Origin of the sequence: Bilifractor sp. HCP3S3_D3, from assembly GCF_052063915.1 — a bacterium.
In the GTDB taxonomy this organism is placed as follows: domain Bacteria; phylum Bacillota; class Clostridia; order Lachnospirales; family Lachnospiraceae; genus Bilifractor.
The window spans coordinates 202717-215124 of the sequence record NZ_JBQHWP010000002.1 but is presented as its reverse complement, the minus strand read 5'-3'; the positions used below and the strand labels follow the sequence as shown (position 1 = coordinate 215124).

Genomic DNA, 12408 nt, shown 5'->3' with positions numbered 1-12408 from the left:
TCCAGGATTGCGAGAGCGCGAAGCACGGAGCAATCCTTAGCTTATACAGTTTGTGGCACGATGTAATGTATGGTTTATTACTGAATATCAGTAACCGGTAAAAAAATAAAAAAAATTAACGGATAAATAACACACAAACGATGAAAGATGTGTTACAATACATTTAGTTTCGGATTTCAGAGGTCAAAGTACCGCCGGTAGCGCGGCGATCCCTGTTGACAGACCTCGATGAATTCCGGAAGAGTGAATAGTCAAATCTAATATTGCAGCTGGAGAACAATGAGTCAGTCGCTGAACAGTACATCGTACTGTTTATGTGCTGACTCTTTTTTTACGCGAACAGTGAGCCGCAGCCGAATGCGAAGTATTCGTGTGCGGCGAGCGTCGCGATAGCGAGCTGCAGGCCGCATCCGAATGTGGGACGGCCGGATGTGGCAAGCTTCACGATCGTGGAGAAAAATCCGTAAGTTTTTTCCCTGCAGCCTGCGGGTATCCCTGCAGGGCAGAAGTCCACAAATCAGGAGGTTGAATGTACGATGCTGTATGATGTGATCATTGTAGGAGCGGGAGTGAGCGGATGCGCGATTGCCCGGGAGCTTTCCAGATACAGACTCAATATCTGTGTGCTGGAAAAGGAAGAAGACGTCTGCTGCGGCACAACAAAGGCCAACAGTGCGATTGTGCATGCCGGTTTTGATGCGGCGACAGGAAGCATGATGGCTAAGCTGAATGTTCGCGGTAACGAAATGATGGATAAGATTGCCGCTGATCTTGATGTGCCGTTCCGCAGAAACGGCGCTCTTGTGGTCTGCACGGACCCGGAGGAGCTTGGAGGACTTCAGGAACTGTATGACCGGGGAATCGCCAACGGTCTAAGCGCCGACAGCATGGAAATTCTGAGCCGGGAGGAAGCCCTCGCCATTGAGCCGAATCTCGCGGACGATGTGGTAGGCGCGTTCCATGCCAAAACAAGCGGAATTGTCTGCCCGTTTCTTCTGAATATTGCGATGGCGGAAAACGCAAACGTCAACGGCGTCGACTTTTTCTTCAATACTGAGGTGGAAAAAATCGAAGCGGATAACCTGAAGCCGGACGGAGAGAGGATCTGGAAGATCCGCACCTGCAACGGAGAATACCGGACCAGGTACCTTGTCAACGCGGCCGGCGTCTACGCGGATGTCTTCCACAATATGGTAAGCGCCAGGAAAATACATATCACCCCGAGACGCGGCAGCTACTGCCTGCTTGACCATTCAGCCGGAAATCATGTATCTCACACGGTTTTCGCACAGCCCGGAAAAATGGGCAAGGGTGTTCTGGTAACGCCTACGATTCACGGCAACCTGCTGATCGGCCCGAATGCCCAGGATATCGAGAACAAAGAAGGTACAAATACAACGGCGGACAGTCTGAACGAGATCATAGAAAAAGCCGCGAAGAGCGTGAAAAATATACCCATGCGCCAGGTAATCACCTCCTTTGCCGGACTCAGAGCTCATGAGGATGGCCATGATTTCATCATCGGAGAGGTAGAGGATGCGCCTCATTTTATTGACTGCGCGGGAATTGAATCCCCCGGCCTGTCCTCGAGTCCTGCGATTGGAGAATATGTCAGAAAGCTGCTGGAGGAGAAGATGAAACCGGAGCGGAAGGAGAACTGGACCGGTACCCGAAAGGGAATTCTGAATCCCGCCTCTCTTTCCTTTGAGGAGAGAAATGAGCTGATCCGGGAAAATCCAGCATACGGAAGAATTATCTGCCGGTGTGAATCCGTGACCGAAGGAGAAATTCTGGACGCGATCCACCGCCCGCTCGGCGCCCGCTCCCTGGACGGCGTCAAGCGCAGAACGAGAGCAGGCATGGGACGCTGTCAGGCAGGCTTCTGTTCTCCGCGTACCATGGAGATCCTTCATCAGGAACTTGGACTTCCATATGAGAAAATCACCAAGAGCGGGGGAAATTCCAGACTGGTTATCGGCCGCACGAAAGAGCATAGCGGGGAGGAAGAATGATGGAGACAAATGAGATGATGTCTTATGATATTGTGATTGTCGGCGGCGGTCCCGCCGGCCTTGCGGCGGCTATCGCGGCCAGAAAAGGCGGAACCCGGAGCATTCTGATTCTGGAAAGAGATAAGGAACTCGGAGGAATTCTGAATCAGTGCATCCACAACGGATTCGGACTTCATACCTTCAAGGAGGAGCTGACCGGTCCGGAATATGCAGACCGCTTTATTCAGCAGGTATATGATTTGGGTATCGAGTACAGACTCGATACGATGGTGATGGACATCTCCCGGGATAAGGTTGTGACCGCGATGAATCGGACTGACGGGATGTTCCGGATTCAGGCGGGTGCCGTGATTCTCGCTATGGGATGCAGGGAGAGACCAAGAGGTGCTCTGAACATACCGGGATACCGGCCTGCCGGCATCTACAGCGCAGGTACGGCACAGCGCCTGGTGAATATCGAGGGTTACATGCCGGGACATGAGGTCGTCATCCTGGGATCCGGCGATATCGGGCTGATCATGGCGCGCAGAATGACTCTTGAAGGGGCAACCGTCAAGGTTGTCGCAGAGCTGATGCCTTATTCCGGAGGCCTCAAGAGAAATATCGTGCAGTGCCTGGATGACTTTGGAATTCCGCTGAAGCTTTCACACACCGTGGTGGACATTGAAGGAAAGGACCGCGTGAAGGCGGTTACGATAGCAAAGGTGGGAAAGGACATGAAACCGATTCCGGGTACGGAAGAACGGTATACCTGCGACACGCTTCTTCTGTCCACCGGCTTAATCCCGGAGAACGAACTTTCCGCAGGCTGCGGAGTGGAGATGAATCCGGTCACGAAGGGACCGTTTGTCAATGAAATCATGGAGACGAACATTCCCGGTGTATTTGCCTGCGGGAATGTCCTTCATGTTCATGATCTGGTTGATTACGTATCAGAAGAGGCAGGCAGGGCAGGTGAAGCTGCTGCCAGATATGTGCAGAGCGGATGCGCTGAGGCATCAGGGGAACAGTCACCTATTCGGCTTGTCGCTGCCGGCGGAGTCCGGTATACCGTTCCGTCAACGATTCACACGGATCGGATGGATGATCTGCTGACAGTCCGCTTCCGGGTCGGAGCGGTTTATCGTCAGGCCTATGTGAGCGTTTGTTTTGATGACGAGCGGGTTCAGCATCAGAAGAAGAAAATCATGGCGCCCGGAGAGATGGAACAAATCATTCTCCAGAAGAAAAAGCTTCTGGAAAAGCCGGACCTGCGCACCATCACAATAAAAATCGAAGAGGACGATACCCCGGAAGCGGTAAAGAGCGCTTCTGAGGAGAATACCATGAGCCATGCGAATGAGACGTCCGGAGCTGCGGACAGCGCCGCACACCGGCAGACCATATGAAGGAGGCACGGAGTATGATGCAGAAAAGAGATCTGACCTGTATCGGCTGCCCCATGGGCTGCCAGATCACAGTAGAATTTGAAGGGGAAGAAATAAAGAGCGTAACCGGAAACAGCTGCAAAATCGGCGACCGGTACGCAAGAAAAGAGGTTATACACCCGGAGAGAACAGTAACCTCAACCGTCGCGGTGACAGGAGGGGACAAGGAGCGCTGTTCGGTGAAGACCAGGGGAAATATCCCGAAGGACATGATTTTCGAATGCATGGACGCCATCAACCGCGTCTGCATTTCAGCTCCCGTAAAGATCGGAGATGTCGTCATTCCGGACGTCTGCGGAACCGGAATCGATGTCGTTGCCACAAGAAATATCCACAGGCAGTGAGCCACACCCGACAGGGCAGAGATTTCACGGCACGCTTTTCGCGCGGCTGTGAATCCCTGCCCTGTTTTTTTACGCGAACAGTGAGCCGCAGCCGAATGCGAAGTATTCGTGCGCGGCACAGACGGCGTTCTGTTGACAGAATTATCTGTATGTAATTTCCAAAAATTATAGAGAATTTCGATAAAAAATATGCTAAAATAGACACAAGTCCTGGTTATTTAGGCGTATGAAACGGATAACCGAGATTAATGGAAACGGTAGGATTGCGGAGAATCCGAAATTTCACGGAAGTGGACATAGATGGTCAGGACAATCAAATATTTCAGAAAGGAGAAAAATGGTGAATTATACCAAGTATGCGTTGAAAGACAGCGAAGAATTGAAAACTCTTCTCAAAGACAGAGACAATCTCTTCGTTGTCGCCTGTAACAAATGCTTCAAGGAATTCGACACCCTGAACGAGCCGGATGCGGACGAGTTCGCGAAGCTTGCGGAGGCACAGGGCAAAAGGATCACAGGCATTGCCAAGGTTGACTTCCTCTGCAATCAGGTCCGGACAGAAGAACGTCTGCCGGATATGATTCCAGAAGGAACTGACCATATTGCGGTTGTTGCCTGCGGTCTTGGTATTCAGACAGTCGCGAATATGGAGGTTAAACCCGTACTCGCTGCGGCTGATTCACTGAACTATACCGGTTATCATGGTATGGCCCTGACGAAGAAGACCTGCGGTGCGTGTTCTCAGTGTTATCTGAACCTTACCGGAGGTATTTGTCCGATTGTTGACTGTTCCAAAAGCCTGTTAAACGGCCAGTGCGGAGGCGCAAAGGACGGAAAGTGCGAAGTTGACCCGGAGAAGGACTGCGCATGGCAGAGAATTTATGACCGACTGAAGGCACAGGGAAGGCTGGAGGAATTTCTTGCTCAGCCTGTGCAGTACCGCGATTATTCCAGAATCAGCCACAAGGAAATCAACGACTATGTAAAGAATCTCCGGGAGAGAAGATTCTCCGGTTATTACGGAGGTGTCCATCCGAGCGAACGCAAGGAAATTACCGAGGATATTCCGCTCGCGAAATTCCCGGAGCCGGAACAGGTAATTATTCCCTTGTCCATGCATGTTGGAAAGCCAGCGGTTCCGATTGTCAAGGTCGGAGATCACGTAAACGTCGGACAGAAAATTGCCGAGCAGGATGGATTTATCAGCTGCTGCATTCACTCCAGTGTGAGCGGAACCGTTACTGCCATCGAGCCGCATACCCATCCGAACAAGGGACCGGGCGTGATGTCGATTGTGATCCGGTCTGACGGCAAGGACACTCCGGACGCATCTGTGAAACCCGCCGGAAAGCTGGAGGATCTCACACCGGATGAGATCATTGAAATCGTAAAGGAGAAGGGCATCACCGGAATGGGCGGCGCCGGCTTCCCGACCTATGTGAAGCTCAAGCCGAACAAGCCGATTGACGCGGTCCTTCTGAACGGATGTGAGTGCGAGCCCGTTCTCACCGCGGATCACCGCGTTCTTCTTGAGTATCCGGACGCTGTCATTTTCGGACTGCAGGCGATTATGAAGGCGGTGAATGCGCCGAAGGGATACATCGTTATAGAAGACAACAAACCGGACGCTGTAGCCCTGCTTCAGTCAAAGGTGGAAGATATTGCGAACATCGAGGTGCGTTGCGTACGAACGAAATATCCGCAGGGCGCCGAGAAGATGCTCATTAAGAATGTGATGGGACGAATGGTTCCGAGCGGCGGACTTCCTGCGGATGTCGGCGCTGTCGTAGACAACGTCAGCACAGCGAAGGCGATTGCTGACGCCATCAGAACCGGCATGCCGCTGGTGGAACGGGCGGTGACCGTATCGGGAGAGCATATGGTTCATCCCGGAAATTTCATGGTCAGGATCGGTACGAATGTGCAGGAGATCATTGACTACTGCGGCGGCACGACAGGAGACGATATCACCATCAAGATGGGAGGCCCGATGATGGGCTTCGCGATTTCCGATACGAACGTTCCTGTGATCAAGGGCTCCAACGGCATCATCGCTGTCGATACACAGCACAGTGAAGAGGAAGCCTGCATCCGCTGCGGACGCTGTGTGGATGTCTGTCCGATGGAACTTGCACCGCTGAATTTTGCGAAATATGTGGATGAAGGCGACGCGAAGGCTCTTCTTGCAGAAAATATCAGAGATTGCTTTGAGTGCGGCTGCTGCCAGTATATCTGCTCCTCCAAGATTCCTCTGGTCACCAAGATCAGAAAAGGAAAAGTCATGATCAGGGAGGTGAAGTGAAGTGCTGATTACGGAGTTAAAATCAAAAGATACCATCGAGTCCCTTGTGACCGGTAAAGCATTCATTATTAACTGTCACGGATGCATGGAGGTACGCTTCCCCGAGAAGGAAGCAGATGCGCTTGAGAAATCTCTTGCAGAGAGCGGGAGAGTGACCGGTATCGTCACAACAGATTATATCTGCAACCCGGACAACCTGAAGCTCCAGCTGAAAAACCATGCGGCTGAAATTGAGGCGGCTGACTCAATTCTTGTATTCTCATGCGGAGTCGGTGTCCAGACGGTTGCGGATCTCTACCGGGACAAACCAGTGTATGCCGCATGCGATACGATCCGGCTGCCGGGGTATCAGGGCGTCACTCCACTTGAGGCAGACTGCGGACAGTGCGGGACCTGCTATCTGAATCTGACCGGAGGAATCTGCCCGATCACTGCGTGCTCCAAGAGCCTTGTGAACGGTCAGTGCGGCGGTGCCCGGAACGGTATGTGTGAAGTGGATCCCGAGATGGAATGCGGATGGGAGCGCATATACAAACGGCTGAAAGCTCTCGGTCGGCTCGACGCCATGCGCTGTCCTACCCAGCTGCACAATTTTGCAACTGATGAAGCAACCAGAGAATGTAAAGAATCATAAAGGAAAGCAATTCGGCTTCCGGACCTGAGATACCGTGAATTACAGTTCCCGGGGCCGGAGGCTGAATATCTGCCATAGATCACAAATATCAGGAGAGACAATTATGAAAATTACAGAGTTGTTTAAACAGGGCGAATTTGTAGTATCTGCAGAGGTAGGTCCGCCAAAGGGATTTCACATCGATGAACTGGTGGAGAGCGCAAAGAAATATTTGAGCAAAGTCGACGCGATCAACGTAACGGACTGCCAGTCCTCTGTCATGCGGATCGGTTCTCTGGCTGTTTGCAAGACACTGAAGGATGCAGGGCTCAATCCGATTTTCCAGCTCGCCTGCCGTGACAGAAACCGGATCGCTCTGGAATCTGACCTGCTGAGCGCCGCGCTATTCGGCATCGACAATGTGCTTGCGCTTACCGGAGACCACACAAAGCTGGGTGATCATCCGGACGCGAAGCCGGTATTCGATCTGGATTCCGTCTCCCTTCTGCACACCATGTGTCTGCTGGAACAGGGCAGGGATCTCGGAGGAAACGATCTCGTCGGCGAGCCGCCGAAGTTCGCCAAGGGTGCCGTTGTATCTCCATGCAGCGACTCCGTAGACGCACAGCTCATGAAAATGGAGCGAAAGGTAGCGGCAGGCGCAGAATACTTCCAGACGCAGGCTGTCTTTGAGCCGGAGAAGTTCATCAAATTCATGGAACAGGCGAAACAGTTCGGCAAACCGGTTATGCTTGGCATCATCATTCCGAAATCTGTCGGCATGTGCAAATTCATGAACAACAATGTCGCGGGAATTTCTGTCCCGGATTCCATGCTTGATGAGCTCAGAGCAGACAAGGAGAAGACAAAAGCCGGAATCACCGGCGTTGAAATCGCTGCCCGGATTATCCGGGAGTGCAGACCCTACTGTCAGGGCGTTCACATCATGTCGCTCGGATGGGAGGACAAGATCCCGGAGCTGCTGGAAAAGGCAGAAATCCGCTGATTTTATCTTCTGCGTTCATTTCCGGTAAAAACCGGAGGAGAAAATAGCCTAAAACGAAGACGGTCCACGTCACTGCCCGTGATCCGGGTGTGACAGGGCCGCCTTTTTTGATTTTTGTGTAATATTTTCTGATCCGTCCGGATCCACATGTCTATATGCTGGAACCGTCTTTTGGGGTTGTTACGTGATATTTTCTGACCCGTCCGGATCAATTTCTCTGTGGGAAGGAACCGTGTTTTCTGATTATTTTGTGAGCGTCAGAAATGTCTGCTTCATGTCACATTTCAGGCGGATTCCATGCTTCTCCAGCACCTTCTGCATCGCGCAGAGCGTGTCCGCGACATCCGGCCGGTTGCAGCTCTCGCCCATATGCCCGATTCGCACAACCTTTCCGGCAAGAACATCAAAGCATCCGGATATCAGAATGTTGTAGTCTTCCGCCATTTCCTTCAGCAGCTCCCGGTCTGTGATACCATCCGGCACATTGATCACCGTTACCGTGTTGGACATTCCGCTTCTCAGATAAAGGGAGAGACCGGCTGCCCTTACAGTTTCCCGTACGGCACCGGCAATCCGGGCATGTCTGTCGAAGACATCCGGGTCATCCAGGAAGTTGTCGAGCGCCTGCCGGAGACCGTTGATGTCGCTGACCGGCATGGTGTAGGGGAACCACTGATCCTTATAATAGTTTTTCATGGCCAGAATGTTCGCGTAAAAGCTCCTTATCGGGGTTTTCCGTTCTTCCATGGCACGGAAGGCGCGGTCACTTACCCAGATCATAGTCAGGCCGGGCGGACAGGAGAGCGCTTTCTGAGACCCTCCGCAAAGGATGTCGATGCAGCTTTTCCCGAGATCAAGAGGTTCTCCGAACATGCCTGCAACAGAGTCCGCAACGACCATGATGCCGTAGGAATTCAGAAGTCTGCTGATGGCCTCCACGTCATTCAGTACCCCGCTCGGTGTATCACAGTGGACAACGGTCGCGTATTTGAAGTCATGGTCATTCTGCAGATAAGCTCTCAGGGCGTTCAGGGGTACCGGCTCGTGATAATCCGTAGTAAAGAGGACAGGAACCCCTTCGTAGATTTTCACAAAATCCGCGAATCCCTTTCCAAAAATGCCGTTGTCGATGACGAGAACCCGGTCGCCGGGCTCCGTGAGCGAAGCACAGGCGGCTTCCAGTCCCAGAATACCCTCTCCTCCGAGAATGAAGGCAGTCTGATCGGTGTGCAGTGCCTTCGAGAGCAGCGCACAGGTTTCATGATAAAAATCGTAGAATGCCGGATCAATGTCCGGATTGGTGCAGGGCAGCGCCCTTGCGTCTCTGACGTTCTGGCGGACCTGAGAGGGCCCCGCCGTCATGATCTTGTACATAATATCATCACCTCTGATGGAAAAAATATGAACATCCGCACAACAAAAAACGTGTGCCTCCGCGGTGGAATGACGCTGACAGACTCAGACAGCCACCGCATAGGCGCGGCGGGTAACTCTCCGAAGTACCGGAAGAACAGCCAGAACGATAACGGCTGCCGTTACGACCTGCAGAACATTTCCCGGGATGGAGCCGAGGGGAGTGATCCAGTTTCCATATAGGATGACCTCGGCAAAGTAATAACCGACAATTTTGATCAAGAGAGCAAGTATCATGGAAACCGTGTCATTCAGATGCACATTCCGGATCGGACGTTTTTCTGCGAACAGACCGACTACAAAGCCCATGAATCCGACAATGATCAGGGTAAAAGGCGCCCAGGCGGTCCATCCGCTCAGCAGATCAAAAAGCCCCATCCCGATTCCGCCCGCGAGGGCACCGGTTCGCCTGCCAAAGAGAATCGCGGCAATAAACAGGGGAACATTTCCCAGATGAATCAGTCCGCCGCTTCCCACAAACGGAAGACGGATGTTAATCAGCCAGGTCGCCACATAGGTGAGGGCAATCATCAACGCAGTGGTAACCAGATCCTGAGTACGGCTTTTAAATGGGATTACATTTGATGCTGCTGTTTTCTTTGTCGTATTTTTCTCTGTCATAATTGTTTCCTCCCGCCATTGAATTTTGAAAATCTGCGTCTTATTCTATACGCTTTTGGATATATGAGTATTTCCAATTCGGGAGAAAAAAATATGATCAGATATTTCTCTGAAGGAAATCCGGTCTGCCGTTTCGGTCGTTATCCCGTAGAACCATGCCAAGGATAAAACCGGTGATCATGCCTCCGAGATGGGCCCAGGCATTGACACCAGCCCCGATATTCTGGAGAAACATAAAAACGGAAAAAATAATCATCAGCCATGGATTCGCGCGGCGGTTTGTCTTCTTTCTGTCTATGACCGCAGCCCCTGCGTATGCGCCGATCAGCCCGAAAACGGCTCCGGACGCGCCGGCAGATATTCCGAAGTTTCCGGTGGAAAGGTCGACAGCAAGGCTGAGAAGATTGCCGCCGATCCCGCTGACCAGGTAGAGAATCAGATACCGGATTTTTCCATACTGTTGCTCCAGAGACCAGCCGCAGTAAGTCAGTGAGATCATATTGGAAAATATATGGCTGAACCCGAAGTGGATAAACATGCTTGTAAACAGCCTCCACCACTCATGCTCCCTGATCATCAGCGGCGCATACTGTGCGCCTGCCTCAACGACTGCGTTGTCTCCATTGCTTCCTCCGGTCATTTCTTCAAACAGAAACACAAGCACATTCGCGAGAATCAGCAGAATTGTGATGACAGGAACTGTAGTCCCGCGGCCGGACCGTTTTTTCCTCCCGAAAGTGCCAGAAGAGGAGCCGGCATCCGCCTCGAAAGGCGAATTTCCCTGCGAATAGCGGTCGCCACGCGAACGAATAATGCGATCAATCAGATCACGTCCCCACCGTTCCGCCTCGTCCTGACTTTGGAAAAGTCCTGCCTGCAGCACGTTTTTCTGAGGATCCAGGACCTCACAGCGGATTCCTGCTACCTCATAATAGAATTTGAGTGAATAATCCCGGTATTTCTGTGTTTTCATCGAATCGTTTTCCTCCAGGGTTTCTCTCATTGTACCACAACATGTTTGACCAGAGGATCACTTCATCCGTTTCCTTTCCGTTGTTTTACCAGAGGCTCTTACTTCCCGTTTCTCACCGCGAGGCCGTTTCCTGCCGGTTACTGTTCACCCCAACTATGTGCGGTAAGGATTTTTCAGTCCTATTGCCGGTTCTTCCGGTATCTTTCACTTAGTTCCGTCTTATAAGTTATTCGTTTCCGTGTTATAATCAGATAAAAGAACGTTGTCCGGGAACACATTCTGAACAGGGGGCCGGATCCGGATCGGCAGACATGAGGACGAGATATGAGTGTAGCGAGAACAGGCATGAATCAGACGAACATCCAGGATTTGAACAGGGAGCTTCTCCTGAATTTTCTACGAAGTGAGGGCGAGTGCGCAAGGATTACACTCGCAAAGCTTTCCGGTCTGAAGCAGGCCACGGTGACGAACATTATCAATGACTTTATCCGGTGGGGAATTGTAAAAGAAGTCGGTTTTCTGACCGGGGAGAAGGGGCGTCGATCGATCGGCATTTCTTTGAACAAGGAAGAATACGGTGTCATCGGAATCCGGATCACCAGGAAGAATTACTCATTCGGGTTGTTCAACATTGCAGGAGAAGAGATTTTTTCCCGTATATCTGAAGATTTCACCGGAGTGTCCGCAAAGGAGGTATTTTCCCACCTGTTAACATCCGTGGATCAATGCATTGACGAGGCAGGGGGACGTAAGATCCTTGCAATCGGAGTCGCAATTCCGGGTCCCTATAACAGGGTAACCCGGAGAATCGAGCTTATGACGGGGGCATCCGGCTGGAATGAGGTCCCGATTGAGCAGGAATTGAAAAACCGGTATCACATTCCGATCTATATCGAACAGAATGCAAACGCGGCGGCTGTTGCTCAGTACTGGTATAATCGCGACAAACTGGACAATGATCTCCTTGTCTATGTCGCTGCCGGGCAGGGCATCGGCGCCGGAATCATCAGTGACGGAGAGCTCGTTCGTGGAAGCATCGGCACCGCCGGAGAAATCGGGCATACCTCCATCGATATGAATGGGCCAAGATGCATCTGCGGCAACAGAGGATGCCTTGAGAATTACTGCTCATCGATTGCATTTACAAAATTTGTCAATGAGCGGATGCGCAGGCGCAGTTCATCGGAAGACAGCTCTTCCGGTTCGCCGCAAAGAGACAGAGCGCTGACATTCCGGGAGGCAGCGGAACTGGTCCGTGATGGAGATGCGGATGCCGTAGCAGTCTATCTGGAATGCTGCGATCGTCTGGCGGTCGGCGTCGTCAATATTATCAACAGCTTTAATCCGAAATACCTCATGCTGGGGGATGAAATGTCCCACGTGGCGCCGGATCTGATGCTTCAGAGGGTGAGACAGAGGGTGCGGGAGCGCACAATCCCGGCAATTTTCGAAAGCACAAATATCAGTCTTTCCGTCGTTGAACATGACTCGATGGTGAATGGCGCTGCTATAGTGGCAATCACGGATATTTTCCGTCATCCGGCTGATTTTTTCAGTGACACGCAAAAGAAAGGCGAGTGATCCATTCCGGCAGCGCCTGTTGCATATGATGCTGCCGCATTCCCGTGACTTTATTCGTGTGAGCCTTCACTGTAAAATCGTGACGGACCATGAATGTGGAAGATCAGTAATCTTTG

The 12408-nt window shown here is 51.8% G+C and carries 9 protein-coding genes and 1 pseudogene; 7 read left to right on the top strand and 3 right to left on the bottom strand.

From position 1 onward, the window contains the following. Positions 1–539: 539 nt before the first annotated feature. From ACTNDI_RS02235 to ACTNDI_RS02210, 6 genes and pseudogenes are all read left to right on the top strand, one after another. The gene (locus tag ACTNDI_RS02235) at positions 540–2012 is read left to right on the top strand and encodes an NAD(P)/FAD-dependent oxidoreductase (protein WP_441099145.1); all 1473 of its coding nucleotides are present in this window, start codon (positions 540–542) and stop codon (positions 2010–2012) included. Positions 2013–2026: 14 nt separating this feature from the next. Then, positions 2027–3292: pseudogene (locus ACTNDI_RS02230) on the top strand (NAD(P)/FAD-dependent oxidoreductase); the annotation flags it as partial. Positions 3293–3417: 125 nt separating this feature from the next. Continuing rightward, positions 3418–3783 (top strand): DUF1667 domain-containing protein, encoded by a 366-nt coding sequence (locus tag ACTNDI_RS02225; protein WP_441099144.1) that lies wholly within the window; start codon positions 3418–3420, stop codon positions 3781–3783. 337 nt (positions 3784–4120) lie between these two features. Beyond that, positions 4121–6085: an electron transport complex subunit RsxC gene (gene rsxC, locus ACTNDI_RS02220; protein WP_441099129.1), complete on the top strand. Its 1965-nt coding sequence runs from the start codon at positions 4121–4123 to the stop codon at positions 6083–6085. Position 6086: 1 nt separating this feature from the next. Continuing rightward, positions 6087–6719 (top strand): methylenetetrahydrofolate reductase C-terminal domain-containing protein, encoded by a 633-nt coding sequence (locus ACTNDI_RS02215; protein ID WP_441099128.1) that lies wholly within the window; start codon positions 6087–6089, stop codon positions 6717–6719. 103 nt (positions 6720–6822) lie between these two features. After that, complete coding sequence (locus ACTNDI_RS02210) at positions 6823–7704, top strand: methylenetetrahydrofolate reductase (RefSeq protein WP_441099127.1); 882 nt, start codon at positions 6823–6825, stop codon at positions 7702–7704. 243 nt (positions 7705–7947) lie between these two features. On the opposite strand, the gene ACTNDI_RS02205 is transcribed toward ACTNDI_RS02210, so the two are convergent. The 3 genes from ACTNDI_RS02205 to ACTNDI_RS02195 form a co-directional block, all read right to left on the bottom strand. Continuing rightward, on the bottom strand, positions 7948–9078 hold the full coding sequence (locus ACTNDI_RS02205; protein WP_441099126.1) for a pyridoxal-phosphate-dependent aminotransferase family protein: 1131 nt from the start codon (positions 9076–9078) through the stop codon (positions 7948–7950). Between the two features lie 84 nt (positions 9079–9162). Continuing rightward, positions 9163–9738, bottom strand: coding sequence for an ECF transporter S component (locus ACTNDI_RS02200; RefSeq protein ID WP_441099125.1), 576 nt, complete (start codon positions 9736–9738; stop codon positions 9163–9165). Between the two features lie 97 nt (positions 9739–9835). Beyond that, complete coding sequence (locus ACTNDI_RS02195; protein ID WP_441099124.1) at positions 9836–10711, bottom strand: rhomboid family intramembrane serine protease; 876 nt, start codon at positions 10709–10711, stop codon at positions 9836–9838. A gap of 324 nt (positions 10712–11035) precedes the next feature. On the opposite strand from ACTNDI_RS02195, the gene ACTNDI_RS02190 reads away from it, so the two are divergent. Then, positions 11036–12292: an ROK family protein gene (locus ACTNDI_RS02190; RefSeq protein ID WP_441099123.1), complete on the top strand. Its 1257-nt coding sequence runs from the start codon at positions 11036–11038 to the stop codon at positions 12290–12292. Positions 12293–12408 lie beyond the last annotated feature (116 nt).